General features: G+C 73.6%; 29 protein-coding genes. 12 read left to right on the top strand and 17 right to left on the bottom strand.

Features of this window, described 5'->3' with window-relative positions; genetic code table 11:
• Window positions 1-26: 26 nt before the first annotated feature.
• From NRK68_RS01670 to fusA, 3 genes are all read right to left on the bottom strand, one after another.
• Window positions 27-776: a polysaccharide deacetylase family protein gene (locus NRK68_RS01670; RefSeq protein ID WP_257854552.1), complete on the bottom strand. Its 750-nt coding sequence runs from the start codon at window positions 774-776 to the stop codon at window positions 27-29.
• Between the two features lie 147 nt (window positions 777-923).
• Complete coding sequence (locus tag NRK68_RS01665) at window positions 924-1,472, bottom strand: nitrobindin family protein (RefSeq protein ID WP_257854550.1); 549 nt, start codon at window positions 1,470-1,472, stop codon at window positions 924-926.
• A gap of 131 nt (window positions 1,473-1,603) precedes the next feature.
• The gene (gene fusA / locus NRK68_RS01660) at window positions 1,604-3,682 is read right to left on the bottom strand and encodes an elongation factor G (protein ID WP_183066053.1); all 2,079 of its coding nucleotides are present in this window, start codon (window positions 3,680-3,682) and stop codon (window positions 1,604-1,606) included.
• Between the two features lie 500 nt (window positions 3,683-4,182).
• On the opposite strand from fusA, the gene NRK68_RS01655 reads away from it, so the two are divergent.
• Window positions 4,183-4,482, top strand: a complete 300-nt coding sequence (locus NRK68_RS01655; protein WP_183066054.1) for a hypothetical protein — start codon at window positions 4,183-4,185, stop codon at window positions 4,480-4,482.
• A 108-nt stretch (window positions 4,483-4,590) separates the two neighbouring features.
• Here NRK68_RS01655 and NRK68_RS01650 read toward each other — a convergent pair whose 3' ends face one another.
• From NRK68_RS01650 to NRK68_RS01640, 3 genes are all read right to left on the bottom strand, one after another.
• A complete protein-coding gene (locus tag NRK68_RS01650) occupies window positions 4,591-5,229 on the bottom strand; it encodes a GNAT family N-acetyltransferase (RefSeq protein WP_257854548.1) in 639 nt (212 codons plus the stop codon).
• Window positions 5,230-5,637: 408 nt separating this feature from the next.
• Window positions 5,638-7,008 (bottom strand): sensor histidine kinase, encoded by a 1,371-nt coding sequence (locus NRK68_RS01645; RefSeq protein ID WP_257857741.1) that lies wholly within the window; start codon window positions 7,006-7,008, stop codon window positions 5,638-5,640.
• 85 nt (window positions 7,009-7,093) lie between these two features.
• The gene (locus NRK68_RS01640) at window positions 7,094-7,774 is read right to left on the bottom strand and encodes a response regulator transcription factor (RefSeq protein WP_183066056.1); all 681 of its coding nucleotides are present in this window, start codon (window positions 7,772-7,774) and stop codon (window positions 7,094-7,096) included.
• 135 nt (window positions 7,775-7,909) lie between these two features.
• Here NRK68_RS01640 and NRK68_RS01635 point away from each other — a divergent pair, with 135 nt between their 5' ends.
• Entirely contained in the window at window positions 7,910-8,554 is a 645-nt protein-coding gene (locus NRK68_RS01635) for a hypothetical protein (RefSeq protein WP_257854547.1), read from the top strand.
• A 21-nt stretch (window positions 8,555-8,575) separates the two neighbouring features.
• Here NRK68_RS01635 and NRK68_RS01630 read toward each other — a convergent pair whose 3' ends face one another.
• Window positions 8,576-9,802, bottom strand: a complete 1,227-nt coding sequence (locus NRK68_RS01630; RefSeq protein ID WP_257854546.1) for an FAD-dependent monooxygenase — start codon at window positions 9,800-9,802, stop codon at window positions 8,576-8,578.
• A 336-nt stretch (window positions 9,803-10,138) separates the two neighbouring features.
• On the opposite strand from NRK68_RS01630, the gene NRK68_RS01625 reads away from it, so the two are divergent.
• From NRK68_RS01625 to NRK68_RS01615, 3 genes are all read left to right on the top strand, one after another.
• A complete protein-coding gene (locus NRK68_RS01625) occupies window positions 10,139-10,369 on the top strand; it encodes a hypothetical protein (protein ID WP_257854545.1) in 231 nt (76 codons plus the stop codon).
• Complete coding sequence (locus NRK68_RS01620; protein WP_220818769.1) at window positions 10,366-10,944, top strand: RNA polymerase sigma factor; 579 nt, start codon at window positions 10,366-10,368, stop codon at window positions 10,942-10,944. The genes NRK68_RS01625 and NRK68_RS01620 overlap by 4 nt, the downstream gene beginning before the upstream one ends.
• Window positions 10,945-11,801: 857 nt before the next feature.
• The gene (locus tag NRK68_RS01615) at window positions 11,802-12,644 is read left to right on the top strand and encodes an IclR family transcriptional regulator (RefSeq protein ID WP_373024369.1); all 843 of its coding nucleotides are present in this window, start codon (window positions 11,802-11,804) and stop codon (window positions 12,642-12,644) included.
• 41 nt (window positions 12,645-12,685) lie between these two features.
• Here NRK68_RS01615 and nadE read toward each other — a convergent pair whose 3' ends face one another.
• Both nadE and NRK68_RS01605 read right to left on the bottom strand, forming a co-directional pair.
• Window positions 12,686-13,516, bottom strand: a complete 831-nt coding sequence (nadE, locus tag NRK68_RS01610; RefSeq protein WP_308296012.1) for an NAD(+) synthase — start codon at window positions 13,514-13,516, stop codon at window positions 12,686-12,688.
• Between the two features lie 179 nt (window positions 13,517-13,695).
• Entirely contained in the window at window positions 13,696-14,346 is a 651-nt protein-coding gene (locus NRK68_RS01605; protein ID WP_183066059.1) for an HAD family hydrolase, read from the bottom strand.
• Window positions 14,347-14,541: 195 nt separating this feature from the next.
• On the opposite strand from NRK68_RS01605, the gene NRK68_RS01600 reads away from it, so the two are divergent.
• From NRK68_RS01600 to NRK68_RS01585, 4 genes are all read left to right on the top strand, one after another.
• The gene (locus NRK68_RS01600) at window positions 14,542-14,907 is read left to right on the top strand and encodes a PRC-barrel domain-containing protein (RefSeq protein WP_183066060.1); all 366 of its coding nucleotides are present in this window, start codon (window positions 14,542-14,544) and stop codon (window positions 14,905-14,907) included.
• A 138-nt stretch (window positions 14,908-15,045) separates the two neighbouring features.
• A complete protein-coding gene (locus tag NRK68_RS01595; protein ID WP_373023445.1) occupies window positions 15,046-16,629 on the top strand; it encodes an FMN-binding glutamate synthase family protein in 1,584 nt (527 codons plus the stop codon).
• 26 nt (window positions 16,630-16,655) lie between these two features.
• A complete protein-coding gene (locus tag NRK68_RS01590; protein WP_257854540.1) occupies window positions 16,656-18,383 on the top strand; it encodes a thiamine pyrophosphate-dependent enzyme in 1,728 nt (575 codons plus the stop codon).
• A 146-nt stretch (window positions 18,384-18,529) separates the two neighbouring features.
• The gene (locus tag NRK68_RS01585) at window positions 18,530-18,889 is read left to right on the top strand and encodes a hypothetical protein (protein ID WP_183066063.1); all 360 of its coding nucleotides are present in this window, start codon (window positions 18,530-18,532) and stop codon (window positions 18,887-18,889) included.
• Window positions 18,890-18,917: 28 nt separating this feature from the next.
• On the opposite strand, the gene NRK68_RS01580 is transcribed toward NRK68_RS01585, so the two are convergent.
• A complete protein-coding gene (locus NRK68_RS01580) occupies window positions 18,918-19,856 on the bottom strand; it encodes a YihY/virulence factor BrkB family protein (protein ID WP_257854538.1) in 939 nt (312 codons plus the stop codon).
• Window positions 19,857-19,949: 93 nt separating this feature from the next.
• Here NRK68_RS01580 and NRK68_RS01575 point away from each other — a divergent pair, with 93 nt between their 5' ends.
• Window positions 19,950-20,555, top strand: a complete 606-nt coding sequence (locus NRK68_RS01575; protein WP_257854537.1) for a VanZ family protein — start codon at window positions 19,950-19,952, stop codon at window positions 20,553-20,555.
• 156 nt (window positions 20,556-20,711) lie between these two features.
• Here the strand turns inward: NRK68_RS01575 and NRK68_RS01570 are convergent, their stop codons facing one another.
• Both NRK68_RS01570 and NRK68_RS01565 read right to left on the bottom strand, forming a co-directional pair.
• Complete coding sequence (locus NRK68_RS01570) at window positions 20,712-21,539, bottom strand: DUF1206 domain-containing protein (RefSeq protein WP_183066065.1); 828 nt, start codon at window positions 21,537-21,539, stop codon at window positions 20,712-20,714.
• A 5-nt stretch (window positions 21,540-21,544) separates the two neighbouring features.
• Window positions 21,545-21,994: an SRPBCC family protein gene (locus NRK68_RS01565; protein WP_183066066.1), complete on the bottom strand. Its 450-nt coding sequence runs from the start codon at window positions 21,992-21,994 to the stop codon at window positions 21,545-21,547.
• A gap of 135 nt (window positions 21,995-22,129) precedes the next feature.
• Here NRK68_RS01565 and NRK68_RS01560 point away from each other — a divergent pair, with 135 nt between their 5' ends.
• Window positions 22,130-22,537, top strand: coding sequence for a VOC family protein (locus NRK68_RS01560; RefSeq protein ID WP_183066067.1), 408 nt, complete (start codon window positions 22,130-22,132; stop codon window positions 22,535-22,537).
• Window positions 22,538-22,555: 18 nt separating this feature from the next.
• Here NRK68_RS01560 and NRK68_RS01555 read toward each other — a convergent pair whose 3' ends face one another.
• From NRK68_RS01555 to NRK68_RS01535, 5 genes are all read right to left on the bottom strand, one after another.
• Entirely contained in the window at window positions 22,556-23,218 is a 663-nt protein-coding gene (locus NRK68_RS01555; RefSeq protein WP_257854534.1) for a DUF4230 domain-containing protein, read from the bottom strand.
• Between the two features lie 72 nt (window positions 23,219-23,290).
• Window positions 23,291-23,722, bottom strand: coding sequence for an ATP-binding protein (locus NRK68_RS01550; protein WP_257854533.1), 432 nt, complete (start codon window positions 23,720-23,722; stop codon window positions 23,291-23,293).
• A 180-nt stretch (window positions 23,723-23,902) separates the two neighbouring features.
• Window positions 23,903-24,907 carry an anti-sigma factor RsbA family regulatory protein gene (locus NRK68_RS01545; protein WP_257854530.1) on the bottom strand — a complete coding sequence of 335 codons (1,005 nt, stop codon included), beginning with the start codon at window positions 24,905-24,907 and terminating at the stop codon, window positions 23,903-23,905.
• Window positions 24,904-25,236, bottom strand: coding sequence for an STAS domain-containing protein (locus tag NRK68_RS01540; RefSeq protein WP_183066071.1), 333 nt, complete (start codon window positions 25,234-25,236; stop codon window positions 24,904-24,906). The genes NRK68_RS01545 and NRK68_RS01540 overlap by 4 nt, the downstream gene beginning before the upstream one ends.
• Window positions 25,237-25,248: 12 nt before the next feature.
• On the bottom strand, window positions 25,249-26,175 hold the full coding sequence (locus tag NRK68_RS01535; protein ID WP_183066072.1) for a SigB/SigF/SigG family RNA polymerase sigma factor: 927 nt from the start codon (window positions 26,173-26,175) through the stop codon (window positions 25,249-25,251).
• 236 nt (window positions 26,176-26,411) lie between these two features.
• Here NRK68_RS01535 and NRK68_RS01530 point away from each other — a divergent pair, with 236 nt between their 5' ends.
• Window positions 26,412-26,756 carry an STAS domain-containing protein gene (locus tag NRK68_RS01530; protein WP_183066073.1) on the top strand — a complete coding sequence of 115 codons (345 nt, stop codon included), beginning with the start codon at window positions 26,412-26,414 and terminating at the stop codon, window positions 26,754-26,756.
• Window positions 26,757-26,793: the final 37 nt, after the last annotated feature.

The following is a 26,793-nucleotide window of genomic DNA, read 5'->3' as shown; positions in this document are numbered from 1 at the left end:
TCACCCCCGTACTGCCGCGCCCCGGGCTACGGCACCAGGAAATCGCGCAGGTCGACGATCGTGTAGCCCTCGGCCTCGGCCGCGTCGATGATCAGGGGGAGGGCCTCGGCGTCGAGGACGATGCCGTCGCCGTTGCTGCCGACGTGCATCTGGATGATCGCCCCGGGGGTCAGGGCGTCGATGGCCCGCTCGGCGGCGGCCTCCGCGCTCATGCCACCCCGCGGGCCGAGATAGCCGTTGGTGTCCGCGGTGAACTCGATCGCCGCGTAACCCAGGTCGTTGACGTCCGCCACGGAGTCCTGAGTGGTGGAGCTGTAGGGGAAACGGAAGAACGGCAGGGGCACGGCGCCCGAGGCCGCCCGGATCGCCGCGTCGGCGCGCCGTACCTCCTCCGTCCGCCGGGCCGTGCTGAGCCCGTCGAAGTACGGGTGCCCGTACGAGTGGTTGCCCAGGCCGTGCGCGGCACCGATGGCCCGTACCGCCGCCGGGTGCGCGTCGGCGAAGGCGCCGGTCGGGAAGAAGGTGGCGGGCAGCCCGCGCCGCCGCAGTTCCGCCAGGACCGTGTCGATCCCGGCCTCGTCCCAGGCGGCGTTGAAGGTGAGCGCCACGACCTTTCGGGACGTGGGCAGCCGGCGGATCTCACCGCCGAGCAGCGAGGCCGGAGGGCGCGGACCGGTCGGGGAAGCGGCGCCGGCCGCGGCCCGGGCGCCGGAGCACGGCAGGAGTCCTGCGGCGAGCAGCGCCGCCAGCGCGGCGCGCCGTCCCACGTCCACCACGATCGCTCCCTCCGGCACAGCACAGCACAGCACAGCACGCACGGCGCGTCGGCACGGCCTCTCGGCACCGGGCCGGGCCTGCCTCGACTATGCGTCGGCGCGTGCCGGAGCCCTCGCAGCCCGTGCCGCGCAGCCGGGTGAACCGCCTCAGGCGCGTCGGCGCAGGTGCGTCGTCAGGTGGTGCTGGAGCGGCCGGCCCACCGCGGCCATGTCGTGAACGACCGTCAGCTCCCCCTCCGGGGTGACGGTGTACCGGCGGCGCGTACCGGTGACCTCCTTCGCCAGCGGGGTCAGCGACACGTCCTCGGTCTCGATCTCGAACTCCGAGCCGGACACCCGCCCCACATAGGTCTCCACGATGCCGGTGGGGTGGGCGAGTACGACCTCCAGCGAGGCGTCGGGGGTCACCCGCCACCACCCCGCCTCGCGCCCCGCCGGGCGGACCGGGGCCCCGGTCCCGTCGATCAGCCACGCCCTGGCCTCGTAGCGCAGGAAGGGGCGTCCGTCATGGCTGAAGGCGACCTCCTGCTCGTAGCGGAAGTCCTGCTCCAGCGTCGGGTACCCCCCCCGGCCGCGGCCGTGCCAGCGACCCAGCAGCGGCAGTACGGGCAGGAGCAGCGGATGCGGATCCGGACCCTCGCCGAGGACGTGGCTGTCGGGGTACGGATTGTCCCGCACCGGCTCGAAGCTGTTCACCCGCAGCAGCATAGGCGGTGCACCGGGGCGTGCACGCCGCACGCCCCGTCATGCCCCTGCACACCGCACGCCCCGCCCCGCATCGCCCTGCCTCCCGGAGCCGGGAGGCAGGGCGGGGCAGTGGTCACCCGTCACCGGGCCGGCAGGCCACCCGCCACCGAGGCCGGTACCGGCGCCAGACCGGCCGGCCTGGTGGTGAAGACGCCCCGGCCCTGGGTCCGGCCCCGCAGCCGGGACGCGTACCCGAACAGCTCGGCCAGCGGCACGGTCGCCGTGATCACCGCGCTGCCGGCCTCGGTGGCCTGGCCGGAGACCCGGCCGCGACGGGCCGCCAGGTCACCCAGTACGCCCCCGACGCCGTCCTCCGGAACGCTCACCGTGACCTCCACGACCGGCTCCAGCAGCTCCACCGTGCTGAGCCGCAGCGCTTCGCGCAGCCCGAACCGGCCCGCCGCCCGGAACGCCATCTCCGAGGAGTCCTTGGAGTGGGTCGCCCCGTCGGTGAGCGTGACGCGCAGCCCCGTCACCGGATACCCGCCCAGCGGGCCAGCGACGAGCGCGTCCCGGCAGCCGGCCTCCACGGCGCGCGCGTACTCCTGCGGCACCCGGCCGCCGACCACCGTAGAGCGGAACTCGAAGGCCGGCTCCTCCAGCGGCTCGACGTCCAGCACGATGTGCGCGAACTGGCCCGCCCCGCCGTCCTGTTTGACGTGCCGGTGGACCAGGCCGGTCACCCCGCGCACGACGGTCTCCCGGTACGAGACCTGCGGGCGGCCCACGACGACGTCCACCCCGTGGCCGCGGCGGATCTTCTCCACCGCCACCTCCAGGTGCAGCTCGCCCAGCCCCGACAGCACGGTCTGCCCCGACTCCGGGTCGGACCGCACCACCAGCGAGGGGTCCTCCTCCGCCAGCCGCGCGAGCGCCGTCGCCAGCCGGCCGGTGTCGGCGTTGCCGCGCGCCTCCACCGCCACCGACACCACCGGCTCGGCCACCGTCGGCGGTTCGAGCACGAGCGGCGCGCCGGGGGCGCACAGGGTCGTGCCCGCCCGGGCGGACTTGAGCCCGATCACGGCGACGATGTCACCGGCCACCGCCTCCTCCCTGTCCTCGTGCCGGTCGGCCTGGACCCGCAGGATCCGGCCCACCCGTTCCGTACGGCCCGTGGCCGCGTCCAGTACCGTCGCGCCCTTGCGCAGGGTGCCCGCGTAGACCCGCAGGTACGTGAGCCGCCCCGTCGCCGTGGCCGTCACCTTGAAGGCGAGCGCCGTGAACGGCTCCGCCGGGTCGGGGGCGCGTTCCTGCTCCGCGCCGTCCGCCGTACCGCGCACCGGCGGCATGTCGGCGGGCGCGGGCAGGTACGCGACGACCGCGTCCAGCAGCGGTTCGATCCCGCGGTTGCGGTACGCCGAGCCGCACAGCACCACGACGCCGTCCCCACGCAGCGTCAGCTCGCGCAGGGCCCGGGCCAGAGTTCCGTCGCTCAGCGCGGAATCCGCGCAGAACTCCTCCAGCGCCTCGGCGTGGAGTTCCGCCACCGTCTCCTCCAGCAGTCTGCGCCGCCGGCCTGCCTCCTCCCGCAGCGGTTCGGGGACCGGCCCCGAATCGAAGTCGGCGGAACCGGTCCGCCAGCGCAGCGCACGCATGGTCACGAGGTCGACGACCCCGGTGAAGTCGTCCTCCTGACCGATGGGCAGCTGTACCACCAGGGGTACGACGTCCAGGCGTCGGCGGATCGACGCGACGGCGGTGTCGAGGTCGGCGCCCGCCCGGTCCAGCTTGTTGACGAACGCGATCCGCGGCACGCCGTGCCGGTCGGCCTGCCGCCACACCGTCTCGCTCTGCGGTTCGACCCCGGCGACGGCGTCGAAGACGGCGACCGCTCCGTCGAGCACCCGGAGAGAGCGTTCCACCTCGTCGGAGAAGTCGACGTGCCCGGGGGTGTCGATCAGGTTGACGTGGTGCCCGCCCCAGGCGCAGCTGACGGCCGCGGCGAAGATGGTGATGCCGCGGTCACGTTCCTGCGGGTCGTAGTCGGTGACGGTCGTGCCGTGGTGCACCTCGCCGCGCTTGTGGATGGCACCGGTCGCGAACAGGATCCGTTCGGTGATCGTGGTCTTGCCGGCGTCGACGTGGGCGAGGATGCCCAGGTTGCGGACCGCGGTGAGGGCGGTGGAAGTGGTGTTGAGGGGGCGTCCGTTGGCGCGCATGGCCCGAGGCCTTTCGAATGCGGAGATGAAGAGGGCGGCGCGAATTCCCTGACGTCGGCCCCTGGCCCGCGACCGGCAGCCGTGGCCGGCCGTCCTGCCCGGAGCGGGCCCGGGCGGGCGGCGGCGTACGAAAGGCGGAGGAGGGACGGGACCTAAAGGTGCGTCACGGGCATACGGTGACGGCCGCGCAGCCGGCACCGGGCGTCACGAGACACCGGGATCACGTCGTACCGGGACGGGGGAGCGAAGGCGGCGGTGCGGTACGTGCACATGGCGCTGCTCCCCTTCTCTTCTGACTCGGCATGAGGCGCGCGGTGCCCTGCGGCAGCGCGTACGGCGAGTTTAGGGAGAGGACGGCGCCGGGGCATCGCAATTTTCCGGGAAGCGCGTGCTACGGTGAGTGAGATACAGCTACGGAAAGTGACACAGGCGGCAAGATCCTGCGAATGCCCCGCCCTTCCGGCCAGATCCCGTTCCTCGACACGTAGCGGAGACCAGCCATGTATGCAGTGATCCGGCGTTACGAAGGGGTGACCGACCCCGCCGAGGCGGGGCGCCTGGTGGACGAGGGGTTCGTGCCCCTCCTCCGTCGGGTGCCGGGGTTCGTGGCCTACTACTGGGTCGACGCCGGGGACGGGGTGATGGTGTCCACCAGCGTCTACGAGGACCGGGCCGGGGCCGATGAATCGGTCAGGAGGGCTGCGGACTTCGTGCGGGAGCACCTGGCGTCCCTGCTCCCCAACCCTCCTCAGGTCACGGCCGGCCAGGTGGTGGCCGCCGGAGAGTGGCCCGCCGGGTAGCGGCCCGCCGTCCGGCGGAGGCCGGGTCCCCGCACCGTCCGGCGGGAGTCCGGAACAGGGCGCCGATCGGGCCGGACCTGCCGGCACGGCCCGATCGGTCCGGCATCCCTACGAGGTGGTGACCGCCACGGCGGCCGGGAGCACGGCGGGGCGGTCCAGGAAGGCGAGGACGGCCCGCTTCTCGGGGAGGTACACCTCGGGCAGGTCGATCTCCGGGAGGGTGATCTCGCCCTGCCGGACGAAGTCGAGCCGGCCCATCAGGGCGACGGCCTTCTCGTTGAGGGCGTCGGGCTCGGCCACCGCGCGCAGGACGGCCGGGTCGCGGAAGGTGAACCGGATGAGCGACCCGATCAGGGTCCGGCTGAACCCGGGCCGGGGCCGGCCGGCCGCCGGAGCCAGCATCAGGTGCACGCCGATGTCGCCCTCCCGCACCGGGTAGCACTCGCTGATCCGGTCCTCGGACGGCTGGTATGTCTGGAAGAGCGCCACCGGCTCGTCGTCCAGCCGCACCATGAACGCGTGGTGGGTGTCGCGGCGGTCCACGTCCTCGTAGATCTCCTGGACCAGTTCCCGGCTGGCACCGTTCATGCCCCAGAACTGTGCGCGCTCCTCGACGACCCACGAGTGCAGCACGGCGGAGTCCGCGACAGGATCGACCGGCGTGAAGCGGACCGTGCCGAACCCCTCGACGGTCTCGGTCAGGACGTCGGCGCGCGAGGAGGCGAGGACGGTGGACTCGGGTCTCATACGGGTTCCGGTTTCTGTTCGGTGGGGCCCGACGGGTGCGGAGCACGCACGAGACCCCGGTTAGGGTTACCTAACTATAGGGGTCCCTGGAAGCTCGTCCGAACGGGGCCCCGGTCAGGAACCGGCCCGCGGAAGAGGCGTGGTGGTGTCCGCCAGGGGGCGGCCGCCGCCGGCGGAACCCGGTTGCCGGGCCGCCGGACGAGTGGTCACCCGTGTCGAAGGCCGCAGGCCGGGCACAAGCGCCACATGACTTTCCTCCTGCTGTTCCTGCTGCCCCTCGGCCTGGCCCTCGTCCTGCTGACGACCGGTCACCCGCACAAGCACGGCCGGCACCGCCAGACCCGCTGAACGGCCGCACCGCTTGCCGCGTACGTCCTGCCCGCGGCCCCGGGCCGTCGGACCGGGCCGTCAGGCCCGGGGCGTCAACGGCAGTCTGAGCACCAGCCGGGCGCCGCTCGCGCAGTCCTCCGCCGTCAGCGTTCCGCCGTGGTGCGTACTCAGGTCACGCGCGATGGCCAGGCCCAGGCCGGCCCCGCCGTGGTCGCGGCTGCGCGAGTCGTCGAGCCGTGCGAACCGTTCGAAGACCCGCTCCCGGTCGCCCGCGGGGATCCCCGGCCCGTCGTCGACGACCTCCAGCACGGCGGCAGGCTCCACCGCGCCGCCGCCGGTGGTCCGCAGCGTGACGTCCACGCCGTCCCGGGCGTACCGCTGAGCGTTGTCGACCAGGTTGGTGACGACACGGCCGAGCCACAGGGCGCCGCCGGTGACCTCGACACCGGCGGCCAGGTCCGCCCGTACGGGCACCCGGTCGCCGAGCCGGGCCTCCAGCACCTCGCGTACCAGGGCACCCAGGTCCAGCGGCACGGCCGCCACGGGCTGGGCCGCGTCGATCCGGGCGAGCAGCAGCAGATCCCCCGCGAGGTGCTGGAGCCGCTCGATGTCCTCCAGGGCGCCACCGATCAGTTCGGGCCACAACTCCGGGTCCCGGACGGCCAGCGCCACCTCCAACTGCGTGCGCAGGACGGTGATGGGGCTGCGCAGTTCGTGGGACGCGTCGGCGATGAACTGCCGCTGGCGGATACCGGACGCCTCCAGCCGGTCCAGCGTGGCGTTCATGGTCTCCGCGAGCCGGGCGACCTCGTCCCGGGTCGCGGGAACCGGCACCCGGCGGTGCAGGTCCCGGTCGGAGATCCCGGCGACCTCGGCGCGGATCGCCTCCACCGGACGGAGCGCGTGCCCTGTCACCCGCCAGGTCACCAGGACGACGGTGGCCAGGAGCAGCGGCATGCCGATGACCAGCGCGGCGGTGGTGGTGTCGTCAGCCGCGTCCGCGTCCCGCAGCGAGGCGCCGGCGTAGACGGTGGCCGGTCCGTCCGGTGTCTGCGTGACGACCTGCACGACCCGCTGCCGGTGGTCGCCGTCGACCGGACGGACCCGCCAGGTGTGCAGCCGCGGCCCCGGCGTCTCGGGCGGGGCCGGCGGGAGGGCGGGCATCCCGATGAGGTTCGGGCTGGAGAACAGCACCCGCCCGTCCGCGCTCACCACCTGCACGAACTCGACGGCGCGGCCCGGCGGACGGGCCCGGCCGAGCCTGCCGGTGGCGGCGAGCTCCGCCACGGTCTCGGCCTGCCGGCGGGCGTCGTTCTCCGCGTTGCGCAGCAGATTGGCCTCCAGCAGCCCGAGCAGGGCGAACGAGGCGAGCGCCAGAGCCGCGGCCACCACCAGCCCCGCACCCACCGTGGCCCGCGCCCGGACCGTGGTGGGCCGGAGCCGGCGCAGCAGCGGCCACCGGTCGAGGACGGCGCCCGGGAGCCGGCGCAGCAGCTCACCCCGGCGCCCGGAGAGGCGGCAGGGCCCGGCGGATTCAGCCACCGTCGGCCGCCAGCCGGTACCCGGCGCCCCGTACGGTCTCCAGCGCGGCCCGGCCGAAGGGGGCGTCGACCTTGCGGCGGACCGCACTGACGTGGACCTCGACGACGTTGGGGTCACCGTCGAAGGCGGTGTCCCACACCTGCTCCAGGATGTCCCGCTTGGAGACCACCTCGCCGGAGCGGCGGCCCAGGTACTCGAGTATCGCGAACTCCCTGGCGGTCAGCCGGATCTCCGTACCGCCGCGGGAGCACGTGTGCCGGGCCGGATCGATCAGCAGGTCGCCGAACCGCATCACCTGCGGGCGCCGGCCACCACCCGTACGCCGGCCGAGTGCTCGCAGCCGGGCGACCAGCACCAGATAGGAGAACGGCTTGGACAGGAAGTCGTCGGCCCCGGTGTCCAGGGCCTCCGCCTCGTCGTACTCGCCGTCCTTGGCCGTGAGCATCAGGATCCCCGACTCGTTGCCGGCCGCGCGCAGCTTCGCGCAGACCCGGTAGCCGTTCAGCCCGGGAAGCATGATGTCGAGGACGATCAGGTCGTAGTCGTGCTCGGTGGCCATCCACAGGCCCTGGGCCCCGTCGTGGGCCACGTCCACCGAGAACCCCTCCGACTGCAGACCCCGTTGCAGGGCCACGGCGAGCCGTCGTTCGTCCTCCACCACCAGTACGCGCATGCCGCACAGCATCGCAGGCCGGGCCGACGCCCGGCTGAAGAGGTCTTCAGGTGCCTTCAGCTGGGCTTCAGCATCCCCTCAGCATGCTCTGGGACGAGCCGGGCACCGCGCCCGGCTGCCCGGAGGAGTAGCCGTATGTCTGAATCCGTTCCGCCGCCGTCCGAGCAGCTGCCCGAGACCGCGCCGCAGGCCGCCGCCCGCAAGCGCGATCGGGTGGTGCTGTCCCGGCTGGTGCCCCGCAGCAGGCGCGCCCGATGGGTCGCGGCGGGCGCGGCCGTGGTGGTCGTGGGCGCCGGGGTCACGGCGGTCGCCGTGGCCGAGCACCACGACCACCACGTGCGCGCCGACCGGGGTGCGCACATGTTCCGCTTCGGACCCGGCCACGAGGGGTGGGCCGAGCGGGGGCCGCATGGGGCGCCCGGGGGCGAGCGTGCGCGGAAGGGACCCGGCGGGGAGGACGGCCCCGCGGGGCGGGAGCGGCTGGTCCACCCCGACGCCCCCGGACTCCCCGGTCTTCCGGGCCGGTCCGAGCGGCGCGACGGTCCCGGCAAGCGTGCCCAGGCACCCGCGCCGCTGCCCTCCCTGTCCATCGGCGACGCGGCCGACAAGGCCGCCGCGGCCGTGCAGGGCGGGAAGGTGGAGAGCCTGCGCGCGGTCGCCCAGGACGGCGGCGGGGGCGCCTGGCTGGCCGTGGTCCTCGGCCCCGACGGGGTCCGGCACGCCGTCACGGTGTCCGGTACGGACGGCACGATCACCGGCAACACCACCCTCGGCGGATAACCCCGGCACCGTCGGCACCGCTTACGGGGCCATCGCGCGGCCCCCGATCCCGGGGGCCCCGTCGAGCTGGCCCCGCCACCAGGCGGCCATCCCGTCGCCGTCCATGGCCGCCCAGGCAGGGGTCCGCTCCACCTGGGCCCGGCCCAGCCGGCGGGCCAGCGAGACCAGCTCCCGGCCGGCGGCCCCGCGGGCCCGGTGGTAGCCGTCCAGCAGCTCCTCGAAGGAGTCCGAGCGGCGCCAGCCGTCCGCGAGGGCGGTCGCGTCCTGGAGGGCCTTGGCGGCACCACTCGTGTTGTGCGGGCGCACGACGCTCGCGGCGTCCCCGGCGAGCAGCAGGCGCCCGCCGGCGGTGCGGGCAGCCTCCAGGTCGTAGATGGGCTGGACGAAGGTGTCCGCCGGGTCCGTCAGCGCGAGCGCCCGCCGCCAGTACGGCGGGAACTCCCGCTCCAGCAACGCGTCGAGGTGTTCCGCGAGCCCCGGAGTCAGCGCACCCGGGGGGAAGCTCGTGGGGTCGTCGAGGCGCAGCCGCCCGTCCGGCGGGGGAGCGGCGTACAGCACCCAGTTCACCCGGGGGCCGCCGGGCCCGGGGATGCGGTAGACGACGCAGGTGCCGCCGGGGAAACAGACCGTGGTCACCGCCTCCGGGAACGGGTCGGCGAGGCCGCCGAGTTCGTCGAGGCGCGCCGCGTCGACGTTCCCGCGCCAGCACACGTACCCCGCGTAATGCGGCCGGGAGTCGGCGCACAGCGCCGCGCGCACCACGGAGCGGTAGCCGTCCGCGCCCACCACCAGGTCGTACCGCTCCACGGAACCGCCCGCGAGCCGCACCCGGGCGCGGTCACCCTCGGCGGCAGAGGTACCCGTACCCGTACCCGCGGCTTCGACGGCGGTCACCGCCTCGCCCTGCCGGTAGACCACCGTGGCGGGCACGGACTCCCGCAGTCCGCGCCAGAGCAGTCCCCAGTGGTAGGAATGGAAGGGGAACGGCTGCTGCCAGATCAGCCGTCCGCCCGGCCCCTCGGCGTCGTCGCGGACCACCCAGCGGCGCCGCCGCAGCGGATGTGCGGCGATCCCTTCGGGCAGGGCGCCGCTCGCCCGGAGTTCGACGGCCCGTTCGTCGTGCACGCACAGCCCGACGCCCCGGTCCTCCAGCCGGCCTCCGGTCCGCTCCAGGACCACGACCTGCCCGGCGCCCGCCCGCGCGAGCGCCGTGGCGACCGCGCAGCCGGCGATGCTCCCGCCGATCACCGCAACCGTTCCGCCCCGCACAACCGCCTCCTGACCGCCCGCTGTCGAACGACCGCCCGTGCCCCGCGCCGGGCCGTCCCGGCCGACCACGTTACTGACATTCCGCGGTGCCGTGACCGGTGCGATGAGCTGCCCGCCGGCCGGGGGCGTGCGCGGGGGGCCAGGGGCGCACGGGGAAGTGAATGCGCTTCGTTCCCGGGATTTCCGAGGACCGGCTTGCACGATCGGGCCCGGTTTCCGATGGGGTGATGAGTGGGAGCGCCCGTCGCTCCGCGGCTGCTGGTGCGGGGGCAGGCAGCCGGCTGCGTCCCATCCACCGGGAAGGTTCACTCCGACGTGAATGCCGTCGATACGGTCGCCCTTGCGTTGTTGGTCACCATCGTGGTCAGCGTTGTCGCCATCGATGTGTTCCGGGCACGCGTGCGCCTGCCGGGTCCGGGGGCGGAGAGAGAAGCCGGCGAGCCATCCGCCGGCCGCCGCCCCGAAGTCACCGGCGCCCGCCCCCGCCCCCGCCGGTTCACCGCCATTCCGACGGGCGGCGAGGGACAGCTGTGGGGGAGCGTATGAACGAAGGGGAATTCGACCCATCAGGAGACCGGGCGGTCTCCAGTGAACTCGCCGGTGTGCTGCCGGTGGAGTTCACCGCTTTCCATTCCCAGCAGCACCGAGCCTACCTGCGCTACGCCCACCTGCAGTTGGGGAACCCCAAAGACGCCGAAGAAGTCGTCGACGACGTGTTCACCTTCCTGCTCAAGGTGTGGCGGCAGGCGCTGAAGGAGGCGAGCCTGCACGGTTTCGCCTGGGCGGTGCTGCGCGAACACGTGGAGCGGAGGCTGGCTGTGCTGGGCAGGCAGGTGGCCATGGTGGAGACGGCCTGGTTCGCGGCGCTGCGCCGCTCCTCACGGGAACGGCTGGAGCTGCTGGAGTCCAAACTCGGGCTGTACGCGGCGATCGCGGGTCTGTCCGAGCGGCAGTACGACGTGGTGCTGCTGGCCTTCCTGCTGGGAAACGACTGCGACACGGTCGCCCGGATGATGGGGATCTCGCCCGCCACCGTCCGGTCGCACATCCGCGGCGCACGCCGAACCCTGTCCCGCAAGCTCGGGGTGGACTGGATCCCCGGAGAGGAGAAGGACCAGTGAGCGACCTGCCACGCCACCACGACATGCCGCTGTGTGAACTGGACGCGTCCCTGGCGGACGCGACGGTGCTCGCGGAGGAGTACGCCGGATACGACGAGGGCGCGGCCCGGCGCCGCATCGCCCGCCGGATCGCCGGTGACCGCGCCCGCTCGGCGCCGCCGGGAGAGCCCTCCGGGACGCCCGCCGCCCCCGCGTGCGGACCGGCCGATCCGGACGCGACCGACGACCTGGTCCTCGACGCGGCCTGCCACGTGCGGGCCGCCCGCGGCCTGGACGACGTGACCTGGTGCCTCGTGGAGAGCCGGGACTTCGCCGAACTCGCCCTGGCCGTCGACTCCTGGCCGCACGGCGCGGACTCGGCGCTGCTCTTCGGCTGCCTGCTGCACCTCGCCGACCGGACGGAGGGCGCGCAGTTCTGGTTCCAGTACGCGGCCGGGGCGGGCTCGCAGACCGCCGCCCGCTGTCTCTACCTCCACCACCTGGCGCGCGCCGAGGTCGCGACCGCCCAGTACTGGAAGTGCCAGGCCGACGCCCTGCCGCCGGACGACCACCTGCCGCCCCTGCCGCAGGTCCCGCACGACCTCGAAGAGGCCCTCGCAGCCTCGGTCATCTGGACGTCCCCGCCCATCACAACCCAGGACCTCAGCTCCCTGACCGGCGGACCGGGCCTGGCCAGGCCGCCCCTGCGGCTCCCGGCACGACTGCGGCAGGCCCTCATGGCGCGTCCCCGCAAGGAGCACCCCGACCTCGGGGAGGTCTTCACCCCCGGTCCGCAGGTCGCCGTGGCCGTCGCGCAGAACGCCCGGCTCAACCCTCTGCACCTCACGGAGCAGGCGAACGGGTGGTCGCTCGAAGCGCTGAAACAGCCGCAGCCGCCCGCGGCCCGTACGTCCCCCGAGGGACGCCCGGCCCCGGCGGCGCTGGAATCCGTTCACCAGGCGCTGCGCGTCCTGGAGGTCGTCAACCGCTGTTCGAGCGGTGTGAACCTGACACAGATCGCCCGTGAGACGAAGCTGCCGCAACTGGTCCTGGCCCGGGCCGTGGAGCAACTGGTCCGCGCGAGCCTGGCCACGCCGGTCGGACCGGACGCCTACGTCGCCGGCCACGCCCTGCTGCTGGGCGAGACGGACGGCGCGGACGGCCGCGGACATCTGCGCGAGACACTGGCCTGGCTGCGGGACGCGGTCGGAGCCGCCGTCTACGTCGCCCGCTACACCGACGGCGAGGTCGCCATCACGCAGTACGCGGACGGTCCGGCCGCACCCGTGGTCGAGGAGTGGGTCGATTTCCGGGTCGCCGCCCACGCCTCCGCGGTGGGCAAGGCACTGCTGGCCCAGCTCGACCACGACGACCGGCGCGACCACCTGGCCCGCCACCGGCTCGCGCCCTTCACCCCGCACACCCTCACCAGCCGGCACGTGCTCTTCCGGCAACTCGACGAGCGCCCGCCCGGCACGCCCCTGCTCGACCTCCAGGAGTACGCCCTCGGCACGGTGTGCGCGGCGGTGCCGATCACCGCCGGCCCCAATCCGGAATGCGTGGCCCTGTCCATCCCCGTCCCCGATCCGGGCCGGCTGAAGCAGGCGGCACGGATCCTGCAGAGCGAGGCGGCCGCCGTCTTACTCGCGCTGATCGTCGCCGGCAGCACCCGGCCCACGGTCCGCAGGCCGGAGGACACCATCCTGTCCACCTCCGCCTGAGTGCCTCGCGGGGCGGCCGTCCGCCGCCCCGCGAGGGCCGGTCAGGGGGCGATCGGGAGCTGCCGCTTGTGCTCGGTCGCCCGGTAGCGGCCCACGATGATGTCGAGCGCGGCCGGGTCGACGGGCTCGCCCTCCAGGACGTCGTCGATGTCGTCGTAGGTGACGCCGAGCGCCTCCTCGTCGGCCAGACCCGGCTTCAGCGTCTCCAGGTCCGCGGTCGGAGTCTTCCAGATCAGCGAGGACGGCGCGCCCAGCGCCTCCGCCGTGGCCCGGACCCGGCGCTTGGTCAGGCCCGTCAGCGGGACCACGTCGGCCGCGCCGTCGCCGAACTTCGTGAAGAAGCCGGACACCGCCTCGGCGGCATGGTCCGTGCCCACCACGAGACCCGCGTGCGCGCCCGCCACCGCGTACTGGGCGATCATGCGCTGACGGGCCTTGATGTTGCCGTGCACGAAGTCCTGGTGGTGCGCGTCACGGAAGACCGTGCCGCCGGCCAGGACCGCCTCCAGCGCGGCGTCGCTCGACGCCTTCACATCGACGGTGAGGACCTGGTCGGGCCGGATGAACTCCAGCGCCAGCTGCGCGTCCGACTCGTCCGCCTGGACTCCGTACGGCAGCCGCATCGCGAAGAACGCCGCCTCCTGCCCGGCCGCGCGCACCCGCTCGACCGCGAGCTGGCACAGCCGGCCCGCGGTGGTGGAGTCCACACCGCCGCTGATGCCGAGGACCAGCGAGCGCAGACCCGTCGAGAGCAGCCGGTCGGCGAGGAAGGCCACGCGGCGCTCGATCTCCTCGTGGGCGTCGAAGGACGCGCTCACCTGGAGGTCCCGGGCGATCTCCTGCTGCAGCGATATGGACGCCTGATCGGTCACGATTGCTCCTCGGTCGGGCCCGCGGACAGTTCGGCTCGCGCCGCGGGGCGGACCGCGGGCGCGAAGGGGGCCGGAAGCACTCTAGAGGAAAGGCCGCGAAGCCCTGCTCAAAGGCCGTGACGGGCGTACGCCGGCCAGGCGCCGGCCAGGCCGGCCGGACTGCGGCCGGGCGGACGCCGTCACCCCGCCGCGAGCAGAGCGGGCAGCTCCCGCATGTCGTGGAACACCTGGGTTCCCGGACCTTCGAGCCGCTCGGGCGGGGTCATGCCGCCCCCGAAACCGAAGGCCCGCATCCCGGCGGCGCGGGCCGCCTCCACCCCCGGACGGCTGTCCTCGACCACCGCACAGGCCGCCGGATCGACGCCCATGCGCTGCGCCGCGTACAGGAACAGGTCCGGGGCCGGCTTGCCGCGGGCGACCTCGGTGGCGCTGAAGATGCGCCCCGCGAAGCGGGCGTGGAGCCCGGTGCGGCCCAGGGTGTGGCGCATCTTCTCGTGGGAGCCGCTGGAGGCGACACAGGTCGGCAGGGTGATCGCGTCGAGCGCCTCGGGCAGTCCCTCGACGGCGGTCAGGCCGGCGTCCACCGCCTCGCGGTGGAGCTGCGCGAACCGCTTCGCCCAGACGTCGGCGGCCGTCCCGCCCAGCCGGGCGGCGATCAGCTCGCGCACGGAGGCGTCGGACCGCCCGATGAACAGGTCGATCACGTCGCGCTCGGTGAGCGGCCACCCCAGCTCCGCCCCCAAGGCCACCTGCACGCGCGTCGCGATGCGTTCGGTGTCGACGAGCACACCGTCGCAGTCGAATATGACGAGTTCAATCGGCTTGATCATCCCCGCAGCATAGGGTCCGGGCCGGACGGGCCGCGGCGGAGCCCGCGGACCGAGACATTCCGTCCGTGCATGAGGCGGCGGAGGCGGGGCAGGCGCAGTTCACGGGGAGAACGGAACACCCCGCGCACGACGCACCAAGAAGGACGGACGGCAGGTCACCCGCCGTCCCCCGTCCACCGGAGGAGTTGTTTCCGCGTGACTGAGCATGTGTGGAGTTTCAAGTCGACCTCGGGCCACCTGGCCGGCACCGATCTGACCGGCTACAAGGTCGAGGCGACCGACGGCGGCATCGGCAAGGTGGACAAGCACTCCGACGAGGTCGGTGACGCCTACCTGGTCGTGGACACCGGGGTCTGGATCTTCGGCAAGGAGGTCCTGCTGCCGGCGAGCACCGTCGTCAGCATCGACCCCGAGGAGAAGGTCGTCTACGTGGACCGCACCAAGGGCCAGATCAAGGACGCCCCCGAGTTCCACCGGGAGAAGCACCTCGGCGACAAGGACTACCACCAGGAACTCGGCACCTACTACGCCACCACCCGTCTCGGCCTCCCGCCGCTCTGACCGGCCGGAGTCCGACCGCTTCCAGGCCGTGGGCCCGAACTCCCCGAGTTCGGGCCCACGGCCGTGCCGTGCCCCTCGCGCAGGAGCCGTAACGCCGTACGGCCGCATGGCCGACCGGCTCCGGGACACACGCGCCATGTGTTGAAACTACTTGTGGTGGCCGTCCTCGGCCCGCTCGCGGCGGCCACCGGCGCCGCCGCCCTCCTCGTCTCCCCCTGGTGGTGGGCCGCGGCCGCCCCGCTGCTCCTGCTCGCGGCGACGGCGGTCCACGACGTCGTCCAGCGGCGGCACTCCGTCCTGCGCAACTACCCGGTCCTCGGACACCTGCGCTTCGCGCTGGAGAAACTGCGGCCGGAGCTCCAGCAGTACTTCATCGAGCGGAACTTCGACGGCCGCCCCTTCGACCGCGACACCCGCGACCTCGTCTACGAGCGCGCCAAGGGCACCGACTCGGAGGAGCCCTTCGGCAGCGAGCTCGACCTCTACCAGCCGGGCCGCGAGTACCTCACCCCGTCCATGGCCCCCCGGCCGGTACGCACCACCCCGCCCCGCGTCCGCGTAGGCGGACCCGACTGCGCCCGGCCCTACGACATGGCCCTGCTGAACGTGTCGGCGATGAGCTTCGGCTCGCTCTCGGCCCAGGCCGTACTCGCACTCAACACCGGCGCCCGGCTCGGCGGCTTCGCCCACGACACCGGAGAGGGCGGCCTGTCGCCGTACCACCTGCGCCCCGGCGGGGACCTCATATGGGAGATCGGCACCGGGTACTTCGGCTGCAGGACGGCCGACGGCGGTTTCGACGAGCGGCAGTTCGCCGAAAAAGCCGCCCGAGAGCAGGTGAAATGCGTATCCCTGAAGATCAGTCAGGGCGCGAAGCCGGGCATCGGCGGCGTCCTGCCCGCCGCCAAGGTCAACGCGGAGATCGCCCGGGTCCGCGGGGTCCCGCAGGGCAAGACCGTCATCTCGCCGCCCTACCACCGCGTGTACTCCACCCCGCGCGAACTGGTGCGCTTCCTGGCGCGGATGCGCGAGCTCGCCGACGGCAAACCCGTCGGCTTCAAACTGTGCCTCGGCTCGCGCCGCGAGTTCCTCGCCGTCTGCAAGGCCATGCTGGAGGAGGGCAGCACCCCGGACTTCATCGTCGTCGACGGCGCGGAGGGCGGCACGGGCGCCGCGCCGCTGGAGTTCGTGGACAACGTCGGCCTGCCGCTCGGCGAGGGCCTGATGACCGTGCACAACGCCCTCGTGGGCACCGGACTGCGCGACCGGATCCGGGTCGGGGCCAGCGGCAAGGTCGCCACCGGCAGCGACCTCGTCAAACGGCTCCTCCAGGGAGCCGACTACACCAACGCCGGCCGCGCCATGATGTTCGCGGTCGGCTGCATCCAGGCCCAGCGCTGCCACACCAACACCTGTCCCGTCGGCGTCGCCACCCAGGACGAGCGGCGCGCCCGCGCGGTCGACGTCCCCGACAAGTCGCAGCGCGTACGGCGCTACCAGGAGGCCACCGTCAAGAGCGCCCTGCAGATCATGGCCTCGCTGGGGGTCGAGGGTCCGAGCGGCCTGCGCCCCCACATGCTGCTCCAACGCGTGGACCCGCACACCGTCCGCTCCTACGCCGAACTCCACTCCTGGCTCACCCCCGGACAACTCCTCGCATCCGCACCGGCCGACTGGGCATCCGACTGGGAGGCGGCCGACCCGGACCGCTTCGCCCACTGACCCCCTCACCACCGGAGGACCGACCCATGGCACGCACCGTCGCCCACGTCATCGTCGAGGCACTGAAGGACCTGGGTGTCCGGCACGTCTTCGGCGTCGTCGGAGACGCCCTGAACCCACTGACCGACGCGATCCGCACCACCGACGGCCTGGACTGGGTCGGCTGCCGGCACGAGGAGGCCGCCGCCTTCGCCGCCGGTGCCCAGTCCCAGCTCTCGGGCGTCCTCGGGGTGTGCGCGGGCACGGTCGGGCCGGGCTCCGTACACCTTCTCAACGGGCTGTACGACGCGGCCAAGAGCCGTGCCCCGGTCCTCGCGATCTGCGGGCAGGTGCCCCTCGCCGAGATGGCGGGCGACTACTTCCAGGAGGTCGACAACGACCTCCTCTTCCGTGACGTGGCCGTCTACCGGGCCACCGTCACCTCGCCGGACCAGATGCCCCGCATGCTGGAATCCGCCGTCCGCGCGGCCGTCGGCCGGGGCGGAGTGGCGGTGCTCACCGTGCCCGCGGACCTGGGCGACCAGGAGCTCGGCGAGGACCGGCCCGCCCGGTTCGCGCTGGGCCGGGCCGTCACCCGCCCGGACGACACGGCCCTCGCCGAGGCCGCCGACCTCCTGAACGCCGCCTCGCGCGTCACCCTGCTGGTCGGCCGCGGAGCCCGCGACGCCCGCGGCGACGTGCTCCGCACCGCGGAGCGGCTCGCCGCGCCCATGGTGCTCACCCTCAAGGCGAAGGAGGGCTTCGAGGACGACAACGCCTACGAGGTCGGCCAGACCGGCCTGATCGGCAACCCCGCCGCCGCGCACGCCCTCGACCACGGCGACGCCCTGCTCATGCTGGGCACCGACTTCCCCTACCGCGACTGGTACCCGAAGGACTGCAAGGTCGTCCAGATCGACGTCCGCGAGGAGCACCTGGGGCGGCGGGTACCCGTGGACGTGGGCCTGGCCGGAGACGTCGGGGCGACGCTGCGGGCCCTGCTGCCGCTGCTGGACCAGGTGCCCGACCGGGACCATCTGGCCGATACACGCGACCGGTTCGCGAAGTGGCGGGAAGGACAGCTCCGGCTGGCCGACCCGGCGCACGACCGGCGCCCGTCCGGCAGGCTGCGGGCAGCCCTGGACAACCGGGACCACGCCATCCGCCCCGAAGCCCTGGCCGCCGCTGTGGACACGTACGCCGCCGACGACGCCGTCTTCACCTCCGACACCGGCATGGCCACCGTCTGGCTCTCCCGCTTCGTCACCATGAGCGGCGGCCGGCGCCTGATCGGCTCCTACAACCTCGGGTCCATGGCCAACGCCATGCCGCAGGCCCTCGGGGCACAACTCTGGGCGCCCGAACGGCAGGTCGTCGCCCTGTGCGGCGACGGCGGCCTGAGCATGCTGCTGGGCGACCTCATGACGATCGCCTCGTACCGGCTGCCCGTGAAGATCGTCCTCTTCGACAACCGCCGTCTGGGCATGGTCGAACTCGAACAGGAACAGGCCGGGCTGCCCGAGTTCGGCACCGGTCTCGACAATCCCGACTTCGCCGCCGTCGCCACCGCCCTCGGGTTCACGGGCGTTCGCGTCACCGAACCGGACAGCCTGCACGACGGCGTGCGCAAGGCGTTCGCGACGCCGGGGCCCGTCCTGCTGGACGTACTGACCAACCCCGACGAGATCGCCGTCCCCGCCAAGCCGACCGTCGGCCAGGCATGGGGTTTCGCCCTGGCCAAGGCCAAGGAGATCCTGCCGGGCACGGCCGGCTGACGGACCGTCTCCCCGGGGGCTCCTCCGGCTCCTGGGGCTCTCCGGGCTTCTCGGGCTCTCCGGGTCCGCGCGCGTGATCGGCCTGTTGCCGGGTACCCGCGCAGCAGACACTCCGACGCCTACGACTCCGAGGAGAGAACAGCCCCATGACGCTGATACCGCACGCGAACGACAAGTCCGTCCCCGCCCCGGCGGTACTCCGGGGGCACGTCACCCGCGCGACCGGCCGGCTCCGGGACACGGCTGTGCACGTCGGTCGTCTCGTGGAGGACAAGACCCCCGATCCGGTCCTGGCCGGGGCGCTCCGCACCGCGACCCGGGTACGGGAGACCGCCGCCCGCGCCGGCCGGTTCGCCGGGCACCGCAGGCTCGACCCCGTGCGGGCCGGGGCCGGCCGGGCCGCGACTCTGGCACGGGCCAACCGCACCGCGCTGACCACGGCCGTCGGCGTACTGACCGCGGCCGTGCTCGCCCGCCGTGCCCGACGGGCCCGGCGCACGAAGTAATGCTCAGGGGCGGTCGGGCCGCGGGGCCTCAGGCCCGCGGCCCGGCCACCCGCCCCCGTGCCCGCTCGGCGTTGAACTGGGCGCCGGTGACCAGCGCCAGGTTGGCGAACCAGAGCCAGACCACGAAGACCACGATCCCGGCGAGCGACCCGTACAGCCGCCCGTAGGTGTCCAGTTGCGTGTACAGCGTGAAGAGCCCCGAGGCCGCCAGCCACAGCAGGGCCGCCAGTACGCCGCCGGGCAGGCCCCGCCGCGTGCCCCGGCTCTGCGCCGGGCCCGTCCGGAAGAGGACCAGCACCAGCAGGGTCACGACCACCAGCAGCACGGGCCAGCGCAGCAGCGCCACGGCTTCCGGGCCGCCGCCACCGACGACCCGGGCGAACCACCGGGCCGGTGGCCCGGACACCACCAGCCCCACCGCACCGACGACGAGCAGGACCAGCAGCAGCCCCGCATGGACGACCAGCGTGTGCGCGGCACGCAGCGGACGCCGCGTGTCCGGCACCCCGTGCATCGTGTGCAGGGCGCGGCGGAACACCGCCAGGTAGCTGCACGCCGACCACAGCGCGCTCACCACCCCGCCGAGCAGCAGCGCCCACATCGACGAATGCCCCTCGGGCAGGCCGCCCAGCGCCTCGCGGAGCACCTGGGCCGACTGCGGGGGAGCGTACGCGGTCAGCTCGGCGATGAGCCGGGCCCGCCGGGCCCCGCCCAGCAGCCCCACGAGGGACACGGCGATGACGAGCGCGGGCAGCAGCGCGAGGAGGGCGTAGTAGGTCAGGGCGGCCGCGTGGTCGGCCAGGTTGTCGGTCCAGACGCGGACCGCCGTACGCCGCAACTCGGCGCGGGTGCGCGCCGCGAGGGCCGCCGCCCTGGCGGTGGCCGTGGCCGTGGCTGTGGTGGTGGTGTCGGCGTTGTCGGCGGGCGGACCGCCTCGAGGTGATGCGGTGCGGGGAATGTCGGTCACCCCGAGCGCGTGCCCTCCCGGGGCCGTGCCCATGCGCCCATCCGCCCGTGAGGCACCCGCGTACCGGTCCGTCGGCCGGGTACACGCGCCCCCATGACGTGGAGTTGCGCGCGACGACGCGACGAAGAGCCGCAGAAAGCCGTGCGGCGGCCCGCCGGGACGAAGAGCGGCCCGGCCGGCCCGAGCACCCAGGCCCGCCCGGGCGCCCCGGCCCGCCCCGCCCGCCCGACCCACCCGGTCGTACGGGCCCTGGCGATGCTGGCCGCCTTCGCCGGAACCGTCCTGTTCAGCGTGGTCCTGGCCCGGCTGACGCTGGAACCGTCGGCCGCCTCGGCGGCCCTCGTACACAGCAATCTTCAGCCGGGCCGCTCGATCGACGCCTACCTGAAGCACGCGTCGACCCTCGAAGCGGCCCGCCAACTGGGCGGCAACCTGCTGCTCGGCGTGCCCTTCGGCGTGCTCCTGCCCGTCCTGCTGCCCCCCGCCCGCGGACTGCTGCGCGTCGCCGCGGTGACCGTGTGCCTGATGACCCTGGTGGAACTGATCCAGGGCGCCCTCGTCACCGGACGTGTCTTCGACATCGACGACGTCATTCTCAACACGGCCGGCGCGCTGCTCGGTTATCTCCTGATCGGCCTGCGGCTGGGCCGCGCCGTCCACCCCCGCCGCAGGCACTGGTGGCACCGCCGTCCTTCATGACTCGTGAGCGAGTACCGCACCCCCACCGTCGACAGCGGTGGCTGTCGCCCCCCGCCCGGCGTGACACGACCCCTGGCCCGAGGTCGAGGAGTGGTTGCTCGACCTCGGGCCAGGGGTCCGTCCTCCGGCTGGTGTCCCTCTTGCGGAGCGGACGAATCACACCTCGCGCCACCGGGCCATCGCCCAGGAGAACGCCCCGAAGAGCACCAGCCCGACGGCCACCGCCAGCAGCAGCCAGGGTCCCGCCGGGGTGAGGGCGAACGACCTCAGGGTGTCGTCGAGCCCCTTGGCCTGACCCGGGTCGTAGCGCAGTGCCGCGTACACGGCGAAGCCGCCGGCCGCCGCGAACACCGCGCCGCGGGCCAGCCCGCCGCTCACCCCGAGGAAGTCGACCCCCTTGCGCGTCCCGCGCGAGGCACCGCCCATGGCGAGGTGCTTACGGAAGCGGCACCGCGCCGCCTGCACCGCGATGACCACGCCCGCGACGGCGACCCCGAGCCCGACGGCGCCCACCAGCCACTGGCCGGCGGGCAGCTCCAAGGCCTTCGCCGTCATGTCCCGGGACTGCTCGTCCCCGGAACGCCCGCCGCCGCCCGAGGCGAACACGAGGACGGAGAAGGCCGCCACCGCGTAGAACACGCAGCGGCCCGCCGAGGCGAGGCGTTTGGTGGGCTTGTCGCCGTCCGGTCCGGCCGCGCCGAACACGGCCTCCGACAGCTGCCACAGCACCAGGCACACCAAGCCGATGCCGACGGCCCAGATGAGGACGGAGCCGAGGGGCTTGTCCGAAAGTTCCTGGAGGGCACCCTGCCGGTCGGCCTCCCGGCCGCCGTCGCCACCGAAGGCGACGCGTACGGCCAGCACGCCGATCAGCCCGTACAGCACCCCGCGCGCCACCAGCCCGGTGCGCGCCGTGACCTCGCGGAGCGTGCCGCCGCTCGACGCGGCCCTGGTTCCCCTGCTCACCGCCTCGCCGCCGCTCATCGTGATCAGACCTCGCCGCGCCAGGCGCCCGTCTCGACCCCGCGCGATTCGATGAACAGCTTGAACCGCTTCAGGTCACCCGTGACCTGCCGTTTGACGAAGCCGAGCTTGTCGGCCGCGGCCTCGGCCAGGCCGTCGGGCACCCAGTTCATGTGCAGGACGACCTTGGTGGTGGTCGCGTCGATCGGCTGGAAGGTGACGAGCCCGGCCTGACGGGCCTCACCGTCGACCGTCATCCACGCGACGCGCCGGTCCGGGACCTGCTCGGTGATCTGCGCGTCGAACTCGCGCCGCACCCCGTTCACGTTCGTCACCCAGTGCGTGAGCGTGTCGCCGCGCTGGTCGATGCGCTCGACGCCCTCCATGAAGGCGGGGAACTGCTCGAACTGCGTCCACTGGTTGTAGGCCGTACGTACCGGAACGTTGACCTCGACGTACTCCTCGACGTGCGACATGCGCACCCCTTCCTGTCGCTGCGGGTGGCGGCGTCCGTCCGGACGTCCCGAAGGCGCGGCTACCCGGCCCCGGGAGCGCCATGCACCACCCGCACGGCGCGTGTACGGCCGACGACGCAGGGCACACGCGGGTGCATGACCGTACTCAAGACGAGCGTGATCGTCCTGGACTGCGCCGACCCCGAGCCCCTGGCCCGCTTCTACGCGGACCTGCTCGGCGCGACGGCCGGCCCGGCCGCGGAAGACGGCGACCTGTTCCTCGTCACGGGCGGCGCCGGCGCGCTGCTCGGCGTCCGCCGCGATCCGCTGCACACACCGCCGAGCTGGCCGCTGCCGGAGGGCTCCCAGCCGGTCCACCTGCGGATCCTGGTGGCGCAGGACGCCCTCGACGAGGCCGAGCGCGAGGCCGTCGCCCTCGGCGCGCGCCCGGTGGCCGCCGAGGAGGACGGCACCCGCCCGGACAACCGCACGACCCTGCGCCGCTACGCGGATCCGGCGGGCCACGCCTTCGTCCTCGCGGCGGCCCCACCGTCCGACATCTGACCGGAGCCGCGCGGCCGTTCAGGCGTAGGTGATCGTCACCTTGCGGAAGCCCAGGGAACGCAGCAGGCCTTCCAGCATCGACGTGGTGTTCTTCTCGGCGCGGTCGGCGAGGCCGCTGGCGCGGGCAGCCTCGTCGATGTGCTGCGCGGCGAGCTTCTGCACGGCCTGCTCGCCGGCCGGGTTGTCGGAGAAGAGATCACCGATCCGGTCCAGGAGACCCCGCTGCTTCGACACGGCGTACGAGCGGTTCGGGTCGAGGGCCGCCTGGCCGAGCACCGCGTGCGGCAGCCGGAGCGAGGCCTCCGTACGGTCCTCGTTCACGGTGACGCTGCGCTCGTCCAGCCCGCCCAAGTCGACGTACCCGCCGACCGTCCCGGCGCCCACGTACAGGGTGCGGGTTCCGCGGATCGCGTCCGGCAGGAAGGCCGCGTCCTTCTCCAGGTCCACGACGACCTGGAAGTTGCCGACGGCCGCCTCGTAACGGTCCATGTCCTGGACCGACTTGAGCAGCGCGGGACCCGAACGGTCACGGGTGTCCTCGCCGAGGATGCCGCCGAACCCGGGAACCAGGCTGAAGCGTTCCACCAACACGATCAGCACCACGATCACCACCAGGCCGGCGGCGATCCGTCCCCACATCGGGCGCAGCGAGCGACCCGGCCGTTCCGAAGAGGATTCCATGTACCGCGGATACCCCGTGAACGCGGCTCCACCACGGGCGGCCGGCGGCGGCGCGACGGGGACCGGCGCCGGCTACCGTCCCGTGGGCCTGCCGGACACCAGACGGGCGACCTCGATCTCGGCCCAGACGGCCTTCCCGCCCGCGTGGACATCCGTGCCCCAGCGGTCGGAGAGGCGCTCCACTATGTGGAGGCCGTGGCCGCCCGGGACACCGCGCCGCGGTGCGGGGTCGCGGCGGGGGAGCGTCGTCGTGCCGTCCCACACCTCGATGCGCAGCACCTTCCCGGCTGTGAGCACGAGCTCGTGGCAGCCGTCCGCGTGCAGTGACGCGTTGGTCAGCAGCTCGGACACGAGGAGCAGGGTGTCCTCGGCGGTCTCGGTTCCGTCCCAGCCCCAGTCCCGCAGGGCCTGGCGCGTGAAGTCGCGGCCCTTGGCCACGGAGCCACGGACGCCCGACAGGGCGAGCCGGCGGCGCTGACCCGCTGCGGGAAGGCCGACACTCACAGGATCACCCGTTTCCGTTCCGACGGTCTCCACTGAGCTCTCTCACCCCCGCGTTGACACTGATCTCTGTCACAGGCGTATGCCCGGCGCGGGCACGATCGATGTACGGGACCGCCCACGCACCGCCGAGGACTCGTGGCCGCCTTGGCAAGCGGGTGACATTGTAGGCGACGGCCGCTCTCAGCGCGTGGCCAGATGCAGCCGCAGCGTGAAGCCGCCCTCCGTGGCGCGGACCTCCACCAGGTCGCAGAGCTGGTGGATCATCCACAGCCCGCGGCCGCCGTCGGACGAGGCGAGTGAGGGTCGGCGCCGCCCCGCCAGCGGGTCGGCGAGGAGCCCGCCGTCGTGGATCTCGGCGATGACTCCGGCGACGGGCCCCGCAGGGCCTCCCGTGACGGGCCCCGGCTCCTGCGCCGCGGGCCCGCCGACGGTCCACAGGCGCAGCGTGCCCTTCCCGCCGCCGTGGGCGAGGGAGTTCGCCGCGGCCTCGCTGATCGCCATGATCAGGTCGCCGCGCCGGGCCGGGGACAGGGCGGTGCCGCGGGCCCACTCCTCGGCGTACTCGCGCACCTCCGCCAGTCCTCCGTGGGAGTAGGCGAGCCGGCCCACCGGGCCGGCGGGCTCGGGCAGCGGGCGGTCCAGGTCCGCCGAGAGCGCCGAGGCGTCGGCGTAGGCCGGGCTCGGCAGATCCCGGCCCCGCTCGATGGAGGTGGGGTGGGTGCGCCGGGCGTCGCTCACCACGCCGGGCGCCAGCCCGACCACGTCGTACGGGCACAGGACCGTGGCGGGCCGGCCGGCGAAGGCGGTGTTGACGAGGGCCTCGTGGCGGGTGGCCTCCAGCACCTCGGCGGGGGAGCGGCCCGGCCAGATCGGTTCGCCGACGATCCGGGCCGCCCGGCCCGCGTGCCGGTCGGCGAACTCCTGGAGTGCGGCCAGGACCCGGCCGGGATTGCGGCCGAGCTCCGTCATGTCCGTCCAGGTGATTCCGGCCTCACCGCCCGTACCGAGGCTCTCGCGCAGGGCGTCCAGGCGCGGTCCCGGTACGGCGACGAGCACCGGCTCGTCGGCCGCCAGCGCGGCGCGCACGAAGTCGCCCACCCCCGACAGGTACTCGGTGAGATCCCGGTAGAACAGGGCGGGATGGATGAAGGCCCCCGGCCCGGCGGGCGCAGGAACAGCGGTCATGCTGCGACCTCCAGCGCGGCGCACTCGTCCGGGAACATCTCCACTACCTTGCGGAGCGAGTACGGCGCGTCGTGGAGGAGCAGGCGCCGTCCCTGCCCGCCGAGGTCCGCCGACGCCTGTACGAGGGCGGCGACCGCGGTCGGGTCGAGGAAGACGACGGCGGACAGGTCGAGGTGCACGACGGGGCCGGGGATCCCGGCCACGACGCCGAGGGCGGTGGACAGGGCCTGCCGGGTGTCGAGGTCGCAGCTGCCGCACAGGCGCGCGCCGGCGCGGCCCGGCAGCGGCAGGGCGGTCAGCGGCGCCGGCGCGCCCGTACTCGGCGTCATGGTGTGTGCTGCCTACACCGTCAGCATGCCGGTGCGCAGCCGTGCCAGGGTCCGGGACAGCAGGCGGGACACCTGCATCTGGGAGATGCCCAGCTCGGCGCCGATCTCGGCCTGTGTCCGGTCCTCACCGAAGCGCATCTGCAGGATGCGCCGGTCGCGTTCGCCGAGCTGCTCCAGCAGGGGCGCGAGGGTGTGGAAGTCCTCGAAGAGTTCCATGGCGGGGTCCACGTCGCCCAGGCGTTCCGCCAGCGGCCGGGACGTCCGGCTCGAGGTGGACGGCGCGTCGTCGTCGGCGCTCGCCGCGTCCAGGGAGCCGCTGGTGTAGCCGTTCGCGGCCACCAGCCCGTCGATGACCTCGTCCTCGGACAGTTCCAGGTGCCGGGCGACCTCCTTGACCGTCGGCGCCCGCCCGAGGTCGTCGGTCAGCGTCTCCTGGGCCTTGGCGAGTTCCGTACGGAGTTCCTGCAGCCGGCGGGGGACGTGCACGGCCCAGGTGGTGTCACGGAAGTACCGCTTGATCTCGCCGATGATGTACGGCAGGGCGAGCGTGGAGAACTCGACCTCGCGGTCGAGGTCGTAGCGGTCGATGGCCTTGATCAGGCCGATGGTTCCCACCTGGATGATGTCGTCCATGTCGAGGCCGCCGCCGAGCACGCGGGCCCGGAAGCGCCGTGCGGCGAACTGCACGAGGGAGAGGTTCATCTCGATCAGGGTGTTGCGTGTGTACTGGTACTCGCGCGTGCCCTCCTCCAGAGCCTGCAGCCGCCGGAAGAAGTGCCGCGACAGCTCGCGCGCGTCGCCGGGCGCCATCTCACGGGCGTTCTCCACCCGGGAAAGGTCCTCGTCCCGTGCCGGTACTCCCGGGTCCTCCCGGTCACGGACCGGAACGTGCGCGTCGGTTGTACGAACGGGGCCTACAACGGTGGCCGAGCGAGACATGGTTGGCCGCTCCCTCCCGATTGACTGCGGCTGCCGAGGCGCTCATGCCCCGACTTTCCGTTTCCACACACCCGAGTGCGACTTCGTTTTCCGCAGCTCGTTCCACGGACCGTTCCGCGTGGCGCGTACCGGACGGCCGCCGGGGTGCCCGGCCGGCCCGGGGGCGCAGTGCGACTGCCGTGAGCAGGCATACTCCCTTGACGAGGACGAACAGACGGCGATCCGTGGAGGCGGACATGGGCGGTTTCGGGGACGCGTACCAGCCGGGCGTGGTGGGGGAGGGCTACCCGGCGGGCGACGGCTGGGTGGTGGCGGCCCACGGGGAGTTGGACCAGGACACGCTGAAGCCGCTGGAGGCGGCGCTCGTCGCGGCCGCCGGCCGGCACGCGCGGGTGGTTCTGGACGCCGGCTCCATCACCTTCGGGGACTCCTCGTTCCTGAACCTGCTGCTGCGGCTGCACCACCTCACCGGGCTGCGCATCGCCGCCCCGGGCGAGCAGTTGCGCCGGCTCTTCGCCGTGACCGGCGCCGACACCGTCCTCTCCCTGCACACGAGCGTCGAGGACGCACTCGCGGCGTGAACCGGCGTGCACCGGCGTGCGAGCAGGGGGGCCGCCG

Origin of the sequence: Streptomyces yangpuensis (assembly GCF_024666385.1) — a bacterium.
GTDB lineage: Bacteria > Actinomycetota > Actinomycetes > Streptomycetales > Streptomycetaceae > Streptomyces > Streptomyces yangpuensis.
This window is presented reverse-complemented; position numbering and strand designations above follow the sequence as displayed.